The organism is Janthinobacterium sp. 17J80-10, assembly GCF_004114795.1.
GTDB lineage: Bacteria > Pseudomonadota > Gammaproteobacteria > Burkholderiales > Burkholderiaceae_D > Paucimonas.
In genome coordinates, this window is record NZ_CP035311.1 from 2679842 (window position 1) to 2694036 (window position 14195).

Consider the following 14195-nt stretch of genomic DNA (forward strand, 5'->3'; position numbering starts at 1 on the left):
AACCAGACTGGCTAACGCCAGTCCAGCCCGCGGGACAATCAGGCTTACACACCGGATTGTCCCATCAAAAAAAATGTAAAGCCAGCAGTAACCCGCCATTCATGGCGGCGTGGAATTACTTGGCGGCAACGCCTCCAGGCCCGGAACTCCTGAAATAGCGGAAAAACTCGGAGTTCGGATCCAGCACCATCACGTCGCTCTGGCTCTTGAAGCTGGCCCGGTACGCCTGCAGGCTGCGATAGAACTTGTAGAACTCGGGATTCTGGCCGAATGCCTGGGCATAGACCTGCGATGCCTTGGCATCGCCCTCGCCGCGCATCTTTTCAGCTTCGCGGTAGGCTTCCGCCAGGATCACGGTGCGCTGCTTGTCGGCATCGGCACGAATTTTCTCGGATTCTGCCGCGCCTGTCGAGCGCAATTCGTTGGCTACGCGCAGGCGTTCCGAGCGCATGCGGTCAAACACCGAGTTGCTGATCTGCTCGACGTAGTCCACGCGCTTCAGGCGGACATCAATGACTTCCACGCCGATTTTCCTGGCTTCTTCCTCGACGTTTTTCTGGATCGCGTTCATCACCTTGGCGCGCTCGCCCGAGATCACTTCGCGCACGGTGCGCTTGGTGATTTCCAGGTTCAGCGCATCGCGGATGATCTGCTGCATGCGGTCCAGCGCGCGCCGCTCTTCGCCGCTGAAGCTGACGAAATACAGGCGCGGATCGGAAATGCGCCATTTGACGAAGGAATCGATCAGGATGTTCTTCTTTTCGGCCGTGATGAAGCGGTCCGCATCGGGCGAATCCAGCGTCAGGTAACGCTTATCCAGGAAAATGACATTCTGGAACGGCGGCGGCATCTTGAGATGCAGGCCAGGCTTGTCGATCACCTGCTTGACTTCGCCAAGTGCGAAGACGATGGCGTATTTGCGCTGGTCGACGACAAAGACGGTGGACGACACCAGCCAGATTGCCAGGATGGCGACGATTGCAATGGAAACGATGCGGTTCATTATCTGCCCTCCCGATCACGGGAACTGCGTACATCACTCGGGCGCGTCGCGCGCTCGGCCTCGAGCGCCTGCGCTGCCTCGGAACTGCCGGCAGCCGATCCGGTCGGCGCAGCGGCATTGCGTGCCGCCGTTGCCGCTTCCTGGCTGGCGGTATGCGCGATCAGCTTGTCCAGCGGCAGGTACAGGAGATTGTTGCCGCTCTTGGCATCGATCATGACCTTGCCGGTGTTGGAGAAAATCTGCTGCATGGTTTCCAGGTACATGCGGTCGCGCGTGACGGCCGGCGCCTTCTGGTATTCAGTCACCACCAGTTTGAAACGGGAAGCATCACCCTGCGCGGTTTCCTGCACGCGAGCGCGGTAGGCCTCGGCTTCCTGCAGCAGGCGCTCGCCGGCGCCACGGGCGCGGGGGATCACGTCATTGGCGTAGGCCTGGCCTTCGTTCTTCTGGCGCTCGCGGTCCTGGCCTGCCTTGACGGCATCGTCAAAGGCGGACTGCACCTGTTCCGGCGGCTGCACGCCCAGCGTGGCCACGTTGGTGATCAGTACGCCGGCATTGTAGCGGTCGAGAATCGCCTGCATCAGCTTCTTGGCGTCGAAAGCCACCTTGGCGCGATCTTCATAGAGCACGAAGTCCATCTTGTTGCGGCCAACGACCTCGCGCAGCGCCGACTCGGCAACCTGCTTGACCATTTCTTCCTGCTCGCGATTGCTGAAGATCCACTTCTCGGCATCGCTCAGGGTGTATTGCACCGCGAACTGGATATCGATGATGTTTTCATCCTCGGTCAGCATCAGCGATTCGCTGGTCTGCTTGTTGCGCACGCTGCCGCGATAACCGACTTCGGCAGTGCGCACCTGCGAAACGTTGACGACTTCGTGCGTCTGGATCGGCGTGGGCCAGCGCCAGTTGAAACCGGCAGGCGCCTTGTGGCTGTATTTGCCGAAGGTCATGACCACGCCGGTCTGGCCTTCCTGCACGATAAAGAACCCGCTAAGCAGCCACAATGCCAGCACGACGACGGCAGCAATACCGAAAATGCCATAGCCGGCGTTGCCCATGTCAGGACGGAATCCGCCCGGGCCGCCACCGCCGCCTTTCTTGCCGCCAAAGAGGCGGCTCAGGCGCTGGTTGAAATCACGCCAGAGTTCGTCGAGGTCGGGCGGGCCTTCCGGACGCCGGCCATCCTGCGGGTTCTGGTTCTGATTCTGGTTGTCGTCTTGCGAACCACGGCCCCAGCGGGGATCGTTGATCGAAAACTTGAGACCGATTCTTTTTAATATTGGGGCAAGCATTCTTGGTCGCGATCAGCTGAAATGTATAGGGGGAATGCCCATTGGATTGCTAATGTTGCGCTTCATTGGTCATCTGCGCGGGTGCGCCCGCAAGCGGGGCCGCGCTGCTCTCCCTGGCAAACTCCGCCATGGCCTGTCGCAGCAGATCCAGGCCGGCGCCAGTTTGGGCGCTGATAAAAACACGCCGGATTTTATCATACTCATCACGTTCCACCGCCGGCTCCAGGCCTGCCGCATCGATCTTGTTCCAGACCAGAATCTGCGGGATATCGTCGGCGCCGATTTCCTTCAACACCAGGTTGACCTGCTCTATCTGTTCGATGCGCGCCGGACTGGCGGCATCGACCACGTGCAGCAGCAAGTCGGCCTGGATGGTTTCTTCCAGGGTGGCGCGGAAAGCCGCCACCAGCTGGTGCGGCAGCTCGCGGATAAAACCGACCGTATCCGAAATGACGATACTGCCGACCTCGTCCAGGTGCAGCCGGCGCGAGGTCGTGTCCAGCGTCGCAAACAACTGGTCGGCAGCGTAGGTACGCGCCTTCGTCAGCGAGTTGAACAGGGTCGATTTGCCGGCATTGGTATAGCCGACCAGCGACACTGAAAAGGTATTGCTGCGGGCACGGGCGCGGCGCTGCGTGGCATGCTGGCGGCGCAGCTTGTCGAGCTTGGCGCGCAAGGCCTTGACCCGCTCGCCAAGCAGCCGGCGGTCAGTTTCAAGCTGCGTTTCGCCGGGGCCGCGCAGGCCGATACCGCCCTTTTGGCGCTCCAGATGGGTCCAGCCCCGCACCAGGCGGGTCGCAAGATGCTGCAACTGGGCCAGCTCGACTTGCACCTTGCCCTCATGGCTTTGCGCACGCTGGGCAAAAATATCGAGGATCAGGCTGGTGCGGTCGACCACGCGCACCTTCAGGTGGCGTTCCAGGTTGCGCTGCTGGGCCGGCGACAGGGCATGATTGAAAATCACCAGCTCCAGCGCCTCGTCACGCACCGCGTTGCCGATTTCATCGGCCTTGCCGCTACCCACGAATAGTGCGGCATCCGGACTGGCGCGACGACCAGTGATGGTGACTACGGGTTGCGCGCCGGCCGACTTGGCCAGGAGGGAGAGCTCGTCCAGGCTGGCAGCAAAGTCGCCCTTGCCGAAATCCAGCCCGACTAGCGCGGTGCGCATACCGTTTTCAACATGAAATTGCTAATTTGCAAATCTTATTCCGATTCTGCATCGACGTTGAGGTTGACCGCGCGCGCCGGCACGACGGTGGAAATCGCATGCTTGTACACCATCTGGGTGACAGTATTGCGCAGCAGGACGACGTACTGGTCGAAGGATTCGATATGGCCTTGCAGCTTGATGCCGTTGACCAGGTAGATCGAAACCGGGACGTGCTCTTTGCGCAAGGCGTTCAGGAAGGGGTCTTGTAACAGTTGCCCTTTATTGCTCATAACAGCTCCATTGTGTAGTTGTGTTTTGGAGTTTGAGGCGACTTGAGTGGATTTCAAGTGCCAACCGGGTGAAGTAGTTCGACTGTAGCCGATTTTTTAATTCCTTGCCATGACAAGACTATTTCCCCTGCCTGGTAAAAGGATTTTTCCCTGAGCGAAATTCGATGCGCAACGGTGTACCGACAAGAGAAAACGTTTCCCGGAAATGTTTTTCAAGGTAACGCTTGTAGTTATCCTCGATTCCCTCCAGGGCGTTGCCGTGGATGACGACGATCGGCGGATTCTGGCCACCCTGATGCGCATAGCGCATCTTCGGCCGGATCGAGCCTTTGCGGCGCGGCTGCTGGTGCTCCACAGCCTCTTCCAGGGCGCGCGTCAGCTTCGGCGTGGACAGGTTGATCATGGCCGCTGCGTAGGCGGAGTCGACCGACTTCATCAATGGGCCGATGCCGGTGGATTTGAGCGCCGAGATGAAGTGGAATTTAGCAAACGACAGAAAACTGAGCTTGCGATCCAGGTCGATCTTGATTTCATCGCGACGGTCGCTGGTCAGGCCATCCCATTTGTTGACGCCGACTACCAGCGCCCTGCCCGACTCCAGGATGAAGCCGGCAATATGCGCATCCTGTTCCGAGATGTCTTGTTGCGCATCAAGGAGAAGCAATACGACATTGGCTTCCGAAATCGACTGGAGCGTTTTAACGACCGAGAATTTTTCGATTGCCTCGAATACCTTGCCGCGGCGGCGAATGCCGGCAGTGTCGATCAGGGTGTAATGCTTGCCTTCGCGCTCGAACGGAATTTCGATCGAATCGCGCGTGGTGCCCGGCATGTCGAAGGCGATCACGCGCTCTTCGCCCAGCAAGGCATTGACCAGGGTCGACTTGCCGACATTGGGGCGGCCGACGATGGCCAGCTTGGTGCCTGACTGCTTCGGCTCTTCCGGCTCGTCTTCGGCGGTTTTCTTGCCGATGGCGAGATCAAGCGCTTCAATGACAAGGTCGTGCACGCCATCGCCATGCGCGGCCGAAATGACGTAAGGGTCGCCCAGGCCGAGCTCATAAAAATCCGCAGTGACCGTGGTGTACTTCATCCCCTCGGACTTGTTCACCACCAGCAGCACCGGACGGCCCGACTTGCGCAGAAAATCGGTGATCGTCTTGTCATGCGGGGTCAGGCCCTGACGGCCATCGACCAGGAAGATCACGGCATCGGCCTCGACCACTGCCTGCTTGGTCTGCTTGGCCATTTCGTGCATGATGCCTTCCTTGGCCACCGGCTCGAAGCCACCGGTATCGATTACCAGGAAGGGACGTTCGCCGACACGCCCCTCGCCATAATGGCGGTCGCGCGTGAGGCCGGGAAGATCGGCCACCAGAGCGTCACGAGACCGCGTCAGGCGGTTGAAGAGCGTGGACTTGCCGACATTCGGCCTTCCGACTAATGCAATAACCGGTTTCATTAAATTCAGTTAACTCCAAATGCAACCAGGGTACCGCCCCTGGTTTGAAATACGGCATGCGAACCTGCCACAACCGGCGTACCCAGCACCGGGCTACCGTCGGTTTCCACGCGCGCCAGCATGGCGCCGTCTTCGCGTGACAGGAAATGCACATAACCCTGGTAATCGGCAACCGCTACCGCACGACCGAAAGATACCGGTGTGGACAGGCGGCGGTTGGCCAGTTGCTTGTTGCGCCAGACGCTGGCGCCGCTGTCGCGCGAAAACGCATGCAGCGAACCGCTATCGTCGGCGGCAAAGACGAAACGCTCGTCACCGCCCAGACCAACTTCGCTCGACAGGTTGCGCGCCCAGTGCGCAGTACCGCTGATGCCGTCGACACAGGAAGCGCGTCCCTGGTAGGCAACGGCGCACACCTCGCGCCCCACCAGCAAAGGCATGCCGGATGTATCAGCGACACGTTCGAGCTCGGTTGCACCGCGTGCTTCACCGACCGCAATTTCCCAGCGCGGCCCGCCATTGTTGAGGGCGACTGCCAGCAGGCGCCCTCCCGGCAAGGCCACATAGGCATTGCCTTCGGCGATGGCGATACCCGGCGCGCTGCGCAGGGTCAGCGAAGGCACGCTGCGCTGCAGGACCCAGCGCCGCTTGCCGGTGGCTATATCAAAACCGGCGATGCTGTTGTCGACGCTGCGCACCACGACCAGGCCCAGACCGACCGCCGGCGCCGACAGCACTTCGCTGGAAGCCTGCGCTTTCCACACTTCCTTGCCATTCTCGTCGAAGGCCAGGATCGCGCCCTTCTCGCCGGCCACCACGGCCACGTTGCCATCGCTGCCGACGCCTGCCGTCAAAGGCATGCCGGCATTGATGCGCCACTGCGCACGGCCGGTTGCCGCCTCGATGCGGGTAACGGTGCCGTCGGCGGCCGCAGCAAACACGCTGTTGCGCGCCACTGCCGGCGAAAACACGTGCACGCCGGCGCTGCCGACGGATGCCGTCCAGGCGGTGGCAACCGCCAGGCTCGGAGCAAGTTCAACCAGCGCCGCCGGTGGATTGCTCGGTTCCTTCTTGGAGGAGAATGGATTGAGCGATGACAGTGTGGAACAACCCGCAAGCGCCACGACGGTGCCTGCAACAGCCAGTTTCAAAGCAATACGCATGATCTCCCCTGTCCTCAAGCCGCGGCCTTGGCGGCAGCGCCGCCGATTGCATCCAGCTTCAGCTGCACCAGCTGGCGGCCCGGATTGCCTTCGTCCATTTTTTCCAGCGCCGCGCGGTAAGCTGCGCGCGCTTCTTCCAGCTTGTTCTGCGCGACCAGGATATCGCCCTTGCGGTCGGCCACGGCAGCGGCGAACGGTGCCGGGAAATCGCCGGCCAGCAGCTTCAAGCCATCGTCGTAGGATTTCTCATCGAGCAGGATGCCTGCCAGGCGAATTTTCGCCACGGCCTTGTATTCATCGTGCTGGCCGTTTTTTGCGACCCATTCGAGCTGGCTCTTGGCGGCTTTCAGGTCGCTCGCATCGAATGCTGCCTTGGCGGCAGCCAGCGCGCCCATTTCGGCATACGCGGTGCGGGCGAACTTGTCCTGCATGTCGGCGGCAGCGCGCGCCACCTTGGCGGCGTCTTTCGCAGCCGCGGCTTTCTGCAATTCCTCGTACAGCAGGCCGGCTTGTGCTGCCTGCTTGCCCTGGTAAGTCTTCCAGCCGTTCCAGGCCGCATAGCCGCCCAGCGCGACAATCAGCACCCAGGTAATCAGGTTGCCGTATTGCTTCCACCAAGCCTTGATGGAATCCAGTTGTTCTTGTTCTTCGAGATCGTATGCCATGATGTTTTAGTCTTGTTAATGGTGGTAATGGATATGCTCGTGATCGTGATCATGTTCGTCCGTGCCGACAATCTGGTCGACGACATGATTGACTGCCTCTTCGAAGGCGACCGTAACCTGCTTGTTTTGCTCTTCCTCGGCGCGCATGGCCTTGATCGTCACCTTGCCGGCGGCAACCTCGTCCTCGCCAATGATGGCAGCGAATGCCGCGCCACTGCCATCGGCACGCTTCATCTGTGACTTGAAGCTGCCGGCGCCAGTGGCCGCCGCGCAGTGCAGAACCACGTCCAGCCCGGCATCGCGCAGGCGCTCGGCCAGCACGAAAGCCTGCATTTGCGCAGCCTCGCCCTGATGCACCAGATACACGTCACATTGAGTGCGGGCGATTTGCTCGCCGCTAGCCTTCATCAGTTCCAGCAGGCGCTCGACGCCCATGGCAAAGCCGCAAGCCGGCGTCGGCTTGCCGCCGAACATCTCGACCAGCGGGTCATAGCGCCCGCCGCCGCAAACCGTGCCTTGCGAACCGAGCTGGTCGGTGACCCACTCGAACACCGTGCGGTTGTAATAGTCCATGCCGCGCACCAGTCGCGGGTTGATGGTGAACGGAATGCTGTTGTGGCGCAGGATTTTCTGCACGCCTTCAAAGTGGGCGCGCGATTCCTCGCCGAGGTAGTCGATCAGTTTCGGCGCGGCATTAACCATTTCCTGCATGGCCGGATTCTTGGTATCGAGAATGCGCAGCGGATTGCTGTGCAGACGCCGCCTGGCATCCTCGTCCAGCAACTCGGCGTGCTGCTCGAAATAGGCGATCAGGTCGAGGCGATGGCGGTGCCGCTCGTCGGCGTCGCCGATGGAGTTCAGTTCCAGGCGGATGTCCGACAGGCCAAGGTCATCCCACAGGCGCTGGCACAGCATGATCAGCTCGGCGTCGATGTCCGGGCCGGCAAAGCCGATGGCCTCGGCGCCGACCTGGTGGAACTGGCGGTAGCGGCCGCGCTGCGGACGCTCGTGGCGAAACATTTGCCCGGCATACCACAGGCGCTTGGGGCCGTCGTAGGTCAGGTTGTGTTCGAGGGCTGCGCGCACCACGCCGGCCGTGCTTTCCGGGCGCAGCGTCAGATTGTCGCCATTCATCGAATCGACAAAGGAATACATTTCCTTCTCAACGATATCGGTGACAGCACCCAGGCCGCGCGCAAACAGCGCGGTCGGCTCGACGATCGGCGTGCGGATCTGCTGAAAGCCATAGCTCTTCAGCACCGACTGCACGGTATTCTCGAACAGCTCCCACAGGGGCGCATCCGCCGGCAGGATGTCGTTCATCCCCTTCACGCCGACGATTTTCTCTGCTTTCTTGTTTTCAGACATCTTCTAGTAATCAAGGCCGGACCAGCCGGATTGGGTAAATGTGGAGGCCAAAGCGCCGCTTACAGCGCGGTCTCTTTTGCGCCATAACGGCTTTGCACGTATTCCAGCACGATCGCCTGGAATTCCTCGGCGATGCGCTCGCCGCGCAGGGTGGTTTTTTTCTGGCCATCGACAAACACCGGCGCGGCAGGCGACTCTCCCGTGCCGGGCAGGCTGATGCCGATATTGGCGTGCTTGGATTCGCCGGGGCCGTTGACGATGCAGCCCATCACTGCGACATTCATGCTTTCGACGCCAGGATACTGTTTTTTCCACACAGGCATCTGTTCGCGCAAGTAGCTCTGGATGCGGTCAGCCAGTTCCTGGAATACGGTCGAAGTCGTGCGCCCGCAACCAGGGCAGGCAATCACCATGGGCGCGAACTTGCGCAAGCCCATGGTCTGCAATATTTCCTGCGCCACGATCACTTCCCGTGTGCGGTCGCCACCCGGCTCGGGCGTGAGCGAAATGCGGATGGTGTCGCCGATGCCTTCCTGCAGCAGCACCGACAGCGCCGCAGTCGAGGCGACGATGCCCTTGCTGCCCATGCCTGCCTCAGTCAGGCCAAGGTGCAGCGGATAGTCGCAGCGCTGTGCCAGCTCGCGATAGACCGCGATCAGGTCCTGCACGCCGGAGACCTTGCAGGACAGGATGATGCGGTCGCCCGCCAGGCCCAGCTCTTCGGCACGCTGGGCGTTTTCGATGGCAGAAGTCACCAGGGCTTCGTACATCACTGCCTGGGCATTCCAGGGCTGGGCGCGTTGCGCATTCTCGTCCATGATCCGCGCCAGCAGGTTCTGGTCCAGGCTGCCCCAGTTGACACCGATGCGCACCGGCTTGTCATACTTGCAGGCCGCCTCGATCATTTGCGCGAACTGGGTGTCGCGCTTGGCGCCCTGCCCGACATTGCCGGGATTGATGCGGTACTTCGACAAGGCGCGCGCGCAATCGGGATAATCGTTCAGCAGCGTATGGCCGTTGTAATGGAAATCGCCCACCAGCGGCACGTCGATGCCCATCTTGTCGAGCTGCTCGCGGATCGCCGGAACGGCCGCCGCGGCTTGCGGATTATTGACGGTGATGCGCACCACTTCCGAACCGGCGCGCGCCAGCTCCTTGACCTGGATGGCCGTCGCAATGGCGTCGACCGTGTCGGTGTTGGTCATCGACTGCACCAGGATGGGCGAGCCGCCGCCCACGCCGACTTCGCGCGCGCCATGACGGATCGCCACACGCCGGGTCTGGCGTCGTGGAAGGGGGCCGGAGCCGATAGGACGGTTATTGCTTTCCATGTTCACCGCTGTTTCACCACTAATTCAGTTTGACCCGCGCAACGTTATTTTTGGCGCCGGCGTTCAGGTCGATGGCCTTGCCGCGGAAAGTCGCATCGACGCCCGCAGCATTGCCCACTACCAGATTTGCGCCCGCGTCAATATCGAAAGACTCGGTCGAGCCGGCCGGCACCAGGCGGGCTGCAAGCAGCTCGCCGTTCTCACGCTTGAGCTCGACCCAGGAAGCCTCGCGCAACTTCAGCACCAGCTTGTCGCCAGGCTTGAGTGCCGACACCCCGGCGACGACCGTTTTCTGGGCCGACGGCGCAGCTGATTGACCCGGTGCGGGCGCTGCCGGAGCAGCCGGCGGCGGCACAGTTTTCGGCGCGGCATTCGCCCCTGCAGCAGGGGCCTGCGCCGGCGTCGCCGGCATCGCTGGAGTCGCTGGATTTGCCGGCTCCGTCGTTGCTGCCGGGGCGCCCTCGGTCGGCTGCCCCAGCGGCACGCCACCGGCAGACTCCTGCGCCTGTGCGGCGGGATCCTGCGGCGCTGCCTGCTGTTCCGGCACAGCCGAACGACCGGGCAACCAGTTTTCAATCAATCCTTCGCGCCAGGCCAGCCAGCCGCCAGCAGCCAGCAGCGACAACACCAGCAGCACCGCCAGCCACTTCGCGCTGCTGCCCGAACGCTTGGCCATCGGCAAGTTCGACTCTGTAAATGTTGCCGACAGGGTGCGCCGCAATTCGAGCGTTTCCGGGCTCGGCGTCGCCGGCTCCGAAATCATTGCCAGCAGCGGCGCCGAATCGAGCTTGAGCAATTTGGCATAGGAGCGCACAAAGCCGCGCGCAATCACCATGCCCGGCAATGCGGCGTAATTATCCTCTTCCATCGCCTGCACCTGGCGCGGTGCGAGGTTCAACTGATTGGCCACTTGCTCAATCGTCCAGCCGACAGCCTGCCGCTGTGCAGCAAGATGCGCGCCCGGCCCGGCCATGGCGGTTTCCTGCTGCGGATTTTCTGGCGGCTGCATGCCGCCTTCCATACCGGCCTCACTCATCAAACGCTCCGCGCTGGTAGGCAGCAAACTCGGTCGAACTGGGGAAACGGCGGCCCAGCTGGGTCACCAGGCTCAGTTCTGCCGTGCGGTCGCCCAGTTTGCGTTCAATCTTGATCGCCTGCCACAAGGCATCAGCACTCAGTGAATCGGAGCGAGTAACGCGCGAAATATAAAAACGTGCCTTCTCATAATCGCGACGATCATAATTCAACTTTGCCAGGTTCAAACTGGTCGACACGTTACCCGGTTCCAGTTTGAAAGCCTCGTTCAAATAACGCTCGGCCGCCACAGTGTCTTTCATGCGCTGGCTGCACACGCCCGCATTGTTCAGCGCCTTGGCAGGAGACTGGTAGTTGCGGCTCTTGAGGGCAGTTTCGAAGTAAGCGATCGACTGCTCCGGCCGGCCGCTTTGGCAAAGAAGCCAGCCGTAATTATTATTGAATTCAGGGCTTTGTGGCGCCAGGCGCAGCGCTTGCTGGAAGTTATCCTCGGCCAGGCGCATTTCGCCCATATCCATGTAGACCAGGCCGCGCATGCTGTACGCCTCAGCGAAACCCGGGTCCGCCTGAAGGGCCAGCTTGAGTTCGTCCAGCGCCACCGGCAACTGATGCTGCTGGTAATAGCCGACCGCCAGCTGCAGCCGGATGCGTGCGCGCCTCTGTCCATCAGTCTGGTCCGAGCTGGTCGGCAATTCGCGCTCATCGCTGACACCACCACCCGTGCCCGCGCAACCCGCCAGCAAGAATGCCGCCGCCAAGGCGATGACTACGCCTCCCGATTTCTTCATGTCGATATCTCCACGATGCGGCCGAAATCCTTGCCGAATTTTTTTTGGTATTCCGCCATTTTCTGCATGCGTTCCTGCACCTTGGTACGGTCCTGCACCTCACCGGCCAACTGGCCGCAGGCTGCGTCGATATCGTCGCCGCGCGTCTTGCGTATGGTAGTTACGATTCCGGCGTCCATCAGGACCTGGGCAAATGCCTTGATGCGGGCATTATTCGAGCGCAGCAGGCCCGACTCCGGAAAGGGGTTGAACGGAATCAGGTTGAACTTGCAGGGCACTTCGCGCCCCTTGCTCCTGACCAGCGCGATGAGCTCGCGGGCATTTTCGTCAGTATCATTGACGCCATCCAGCATGCAATATTCGAAAGTGATGAAGTCGCGCGGCGCATACTCGAGGTAACGCTTGCAGGCTGCCATCAATTCGACCAGCGGATATTTTTTGTTCAATGGCACCAGGCCGTCGCGCAACGCATCGTTGGACGCATGTAGCGACACTGCCAGGGCGACCGGGCATTCCTGCGCCAGCTTGTCGATCATTGGCACCACGCCACTGGTCGACAGCGTCACGCGCCGGCGCGACAAGCCATAGGCGTTATCGTCAAGCATCAGCTTCAGGGCGGTCACGGTCGGCTCGAAATTGAGCAGCGGCTCACCCATCCCCATCATGACCACATTGGTAATCTGGCGCTCGCCCTTGGGGCCTGCCTCGATGCCCTTGGTCTTGCGCAATTCAAATTCAGCCATCCACAACTGGCCGATAATCTCGCCCACCGTCAGGTTGCGGCTGAATCCCTGCTTGCCGGTCGAGCAGAAGCGGCAATTGACCGCGCAGCCGGCCTGTGTCGAGATGCACAGCGTGCCGCGGTTTTCTTCCGGAATAAAGACCGTTTCCACCGCATTGCCCTGCCCCACATCCAGCAGCCACTTGCGGGTGCCATCGGTCGAGGTATGGTCGCTGATCACGGACGGTGCAGCGACAAAGGCGCGCGTGGCCAGCTTGTCGCGCAGCGACTTGGCCAGATCCGTCATGGCAGTGAAATCAGCGATGCCGTACTGGTGTATCCAGCGTTGCAATTGCTTGGCGCGAAACGGCTTCTCACCCAACTCGCCACAGTAGGCGACGAGTTGCGCGGGATCGAAGTCCAGCAGGTTGGTGAGAGTCGTCATTGGTACATTTGCTTATGTGAAGTTCGCGCGCCCTGCGCCAGGGCAGCTGCGCGCGGAACCGGGATTAACGCGAGTAGACGTTCAGAGCCGGGAAGTAGTAGGCGATTTCGACGGCGGCAGTTTCTGCAGCGTCGGAACCGTGCACGGCATTGGCGTCGATCGAATCGGCGAAATCGGCGCGGATCGTGCCTTTTTCTGCTTTCTTCGGATCGGTAGCACCCATCAGGTCGCGGTTCTTGGCAATGGCGCCTTCGCCTTCCAGCACCTGGATCATGACCGGGCCGGAAACCATGAAGTCAACCAGGTCCTTGAAGAAAGGACGTTCGCGGTGCACGGCATAGAAGCCTTCGGCTTCAGCGCGCGACAGTTGCGCCATGCGTGCAGCAACGACCTTCAGGCCAGCGTTTTCAAAACGGCTGTAGATCTGGCCGATTACGTTTTTGGCGACTGCGTCGGGCTTGATGATCGACAGGGTGCGTTCGATTGCCATCTGTAAAAACTCCAATAAAAAGAAAGGGTTAAGGTTAATCGTCAAAATTCAACTAACCTTTAATTTTAGCACGAAACCCCCTGCCCATGCCTGACATACCATAGTAAACCAGAATCAAATCCTCGGTTTTTCCTGCTTTCCCAGTACCACACAGCACTTCCAGTCATGCTATTCTAAGGATTGCAAAACTGATACCGTTACCGGAGGCAAGATATGAACCAACCCCTGCAACATACCTACAGCACTACCGGCCAGTCGGCCGTTGCGCGCAACAAGGTATTGCGCAATACCTACCTGCTGCTTGCGCTATCGATGGTACCTACCGTGCTGGGTGCCTGGTTGGGCGTGCAACTCAAGTTTTCCTTCATGGCCGGCAGCCCGTTCCTGGGCTTCATTGTCTTCCTGGCGATCGCCTTCGGATTCATGTACGCCATTGAGAAAACCAAGCATTCTGCCACCGGCGTAGCCGTATTGCTGGGCTTCACCTTCTTCATGGGCCTGATGCTCTCTCGCCTGATCAGCCATACCCTGGGCTATTCTAACGGTGCTTCGCTGATCATGACGGCGTTCGGCGGCACGGCAGCGATCTTCGCGACGATGGCAACTATTGCCACTGTGTCCAAGCGCGATTTCTCCGGCATGGGCAAGTGGCTGTTCGTTGGCGTTCTGGTGGCGCTGGTGGCCATGGTCGCCAATATTTTCCTGCAATTACCGGCATTGCAACTTGCCCTGTCGGTCATCCTGATCGGCATTTTTTCGGCCTATATCCTGTATGACGTGCAGCAAATCATCAATGGCGGCGAAACCAACTACATTACCGCCACCTTGAGCATCTACCTGGATATCTACAATATCTTCGCCAACCTGTTGTCGATTCTGGGGATTTTCGGCGGCGACGATTAATACCTATCGACAGCACAATAAAAAAACGGCCACTGGCCGTTTTTTTTACATCCATTTTCGACTGACTACTGAGGTTGGAAGTG

The 14195-nt window shown here is 60.4% G+C and carries 14 protein-coding genes; 1 reads left to right on the forward strand and 13 read right to left on the reverse strand.

Going from position 1 to position 14195, the window contains the following annotated elements:
* Positions 1 to 115 precede the first annotated feature (115 nt).
* The 13 genes from hflC to ndk all read right to left on the reverse strand — a co-directional run bounded on the left by hflC (position 116) and on the right by ndk (position 13209).
* On the reverse strand, positions 116 to 1003 hold the full coding sequence (hflC, locus tag EKL02_RS12030; RefSeq protein WP_128902273.1) for a protease modulator HflC: 888 nt from the start codon (positions 1001 to 1003) through the stop codon (positions 116 to 118).
* Positions 1003 to 2298 (reverse strand): FtsH protease activity modulator HflK, encoded by a 1296-nt coding sequence (hflK, locus tag EKL02_RS12035; protein WP_128902274.1) that lies wholly within the window; start codon positions 2296 to 2298, stop codon positions 1003 to 1005. The genes hflC and hflK overlap by 1 nt, the downstream gene beginning before the upstream one ends.
* Before the next feature lie 49 nt (positions 2299 to 2347).
* On the reverse strand, positions 2348 to 3469 hold the full coding sequence (hflX, locus tag EKL02_RS12040) for a GTPase HflX (RefSeq protein ID WP_128902275.1): 1122 nt from the start codon (positions 3467 to 3469) through the stop codon (positions 2348 to 2350).
* Between the two features lie 35 nt (positions 3470 to 3504).
* Positions 3505 to 3741 (reverse strand): RNA chaperone Hfq, encoded by a 237-nt coding sequence (hfq, locus tag EKL02_RS12045; RefSeq protein WP_128902276.1) that lies wholly within the window; start codon positions 3739 to 3741, stop codon positions 3505 to 3507.
* Positions 3742 to 3859: 118 nt separating this feature from the next.
* Complete coding sequence (der, locus tag EKL02_RS12050; protein ID WP_128902277.1) at positions 3860 to 5203, reverse strand: ribosome biogenesis GTPase Der; 1344 nt, start codon at positions 5201 to 5203, stop codon at positions 3860 to 3862.
* 5 nt (positions 5204 to 5208) lie between these two features.
* Positions 5209 to 6366, reverse strand: coding sequence for an outer membrane protein assembly factor BamB (bamB, locus tag EKL02_RS12055; protein WP_128902278.1), 1158 nt, complete (start codon positions 6364 to 6366; stop codon positions 5209 to 5211).
* 14 nt (positions 6367 to 6380) lie between these two features.
* Positions 6381 to 7031, reverse strand: coding sequence for a tetratricopeptide repeat protein (locus tag EKL02_RS12060; RefSeq protein WP_128902279.1), 651 nt, complete (start codon positions 7029 to 7031; stop codon positions 6381 to 6383).
* Positions 7032 to 7046: 15 nt separating this feature from the next.
* Positions 7047 to 8399 (reverse strand): histidine--tRNA ligase, encoded by a 1353-nt coding sequence (hisS, locus tag EKL02_RS12065; protein WP_128902280.1) that lies wholly within the window; start codon positions 8397 to 8399, stop codon positions 7047 to 7049.
* 59 nt (positions 8400 to 8458) lie between these two features.
* The gene (gene ispG, locus EKL02_RS12070) at positions 8459 to 9730 is read right to left on the reverse strand and encodes a flavodoxin-dependent (E)-4-hydroxy-3-methylbut-2-enyl-diphosphate synthase (protein ID WP_128902281.1); all 1272 of its coding nucleotides are present in this window, start codon (positions 9728 to 9730) and stop codon (positions 8459 to 8461) included.
* 19 nt (positions 9731 to 9749) lie between these two features.
* Positions 9750 to 10766: a RodZ domain-containing protein gene (locus EKL02_RS12075; RefSeq protein ID WP_128902282.1), complete on the reverse strand. Its 1017-nt coding sequence runs from the start codon at positions 10764 to 10766 to the stop codon at positions 9750 to 9752.
* On the reverse strand, positions 10759 to 11553 hold the full coding sequence (gene pilW, locus EKL02_RS12080) for a type IV pilus biogenesis/stability protein PilW (protein ID WP_128902283.1): 795 nt from the start codon (positions 11551 to 11553) through the stop codon (positions 10759 to 10761). The genes EKL02_RS12075 and pilW overlap by 8 nt, the downstream gene beginning before the upstream one ends.
* The gene (gene rlmN / locus EKL02_RS12085; protein ID WP_128902284.1) at positions 11550 to 12719 is read right to left on the reverse strand and encodes a 23S rRNA (adenine(2503)-C(2))-methyltransferase RlmN; all 1170 of its coding nucleotides are present in this window, start codon (positions 12717 to 12719) and stop codon (positions 11550 to 11552) included. The genes pilW and rlmN overlap by 4 nt, the downstream gene beginning before the upstream one ends.
* A gap of 64 nt (positions 12720 to 12783) precedes the next feature.
* Complete coding sequence (gene ndk / locus EKL02_RS12090; RefSeq protein ID WP_128902285.1) at positions 12784 to 13209, reverse strand: nucleoside-diphosphate kinase; 426 nt, start codon at positions 13207 to 13209, stop codon at positions 12784 to 12786.
* A 213-nt stretch (positions 13210 to 13422) separates the two neighbouring features.
* Between ndk and EKL02_RS12095 the strand changes: the two genes are divergently transcribed.
* Positions 13423 to 14112 (forward strand): Bax inhibitor-1/YccA family protein, encoded by a 690-nt coding sequence (locus EKL02_RS12095; protein ID WP_128902286.1) that lies wholly within the window; start codon positions 13423 to 13425, stop codon positions 14110 to 14112.
* The last annotated feature ends 83 nt before the right edge of the window (positions 14113 to 14195 follow it).

Excerpts from the sequence above, each read along its gene's own strand:
- ndk (WP_128902285.1), bottom strand. The coding sequence starts at position 13,209 with ATGGCAATCGAACGCACCCTGTCGATCATCAAGCCCGACGCAGTCGCC.
- ispG (WP_128902281.1), bottom strand. The coding sequence starts at position 9,730 with ATGGAAAGCAATAACCGTCCTATCGGCTCCGGCCCCCTTCCACGACGC.
- EKL02_RS12075 (WP_128902282.1), bottom strand. The coding sequence starts at position 10,766 with ATGAGTGAGGCCGGTATGGAAGGCGGCATGCAGCCGCCAGAAAATCCG.
- EKL02_RS12060 (WP_128902279.1), bottom strand. The coding sequence starts at position 7,031 with ATGGCATACGATCTCGAAGAACAAGAACAACTGGATTCCATCAAGGCT.
- hfq (WP_128902276.1), bottom strand. The coding sequence starts at position 3,741 with ATGAGCAATAAAGGGCAACTGTTACAAGACCCCTTCCTGAACGCCTTG.
- hflK (WP_128902274.1), bottom strand. The coding sequence starts at position 2,298 with ATGCTTGCCCCAATATTAAAAAGAATCGGTCTCAAGTTTTCGATCAAC.
- pilW (WP_128902283.1), bottom strand. The coding sequence starts at position 11,553 with ATGAAGAAATCGGGAGGCGTAGTCATCGCCTTGGCGGCGGCATTCTTG.
- hisS (WP_128902280.1), bottom strand. The coding sequence starts at position 8,399 with ATGTCTGAAAACAAGAAAGCAGAGAAAATCGTCGGCGTGAAGGGGATG.
- hflX (WP_128902275.1), bottom strand. The coding sequence starts at position 3,469 with ATGCGCACCGCGCTAGTCGGGCTGGATTTCGGCAAGGGCGACTTTGCT.
- hflC (WP_128902273.1), bottom strand. The coding sequence starts at position 1,003 with ATGAACCGCATCGTTTCCATTGCAATCGTCGCCATCCTGGCAATCTGG.
- bamB (WP_128902278.1), bottom strand. The coding sequence starts at position 6,366 with ATGCGTATTGCTTTGAAACTGGCTGTTGCAGGCACCGTCGTGGCGCTT.
- EKL02_RS12095 (WP_128902286.1), top strand. The coding sequence starts at position 13,423 with ATGAACCAACCCCTGCAACATACCTACAGCACTACCGGCCAGTCGGCC.
- rlmN (WP_128902284.1), bottom strand. The coding sequence starts at position 12,719 with ATGACGACTCTCACCAACCTGCTGGACTTCGATCCCGCGCAACTCGTC.
- der (WP_128902277.1), bottom strand. The coding sequence starts at position 5,203 with ATGAAACCGGTTATTGCATTAGTCGGAAGGCCGAATGTCGGCAAGTCC.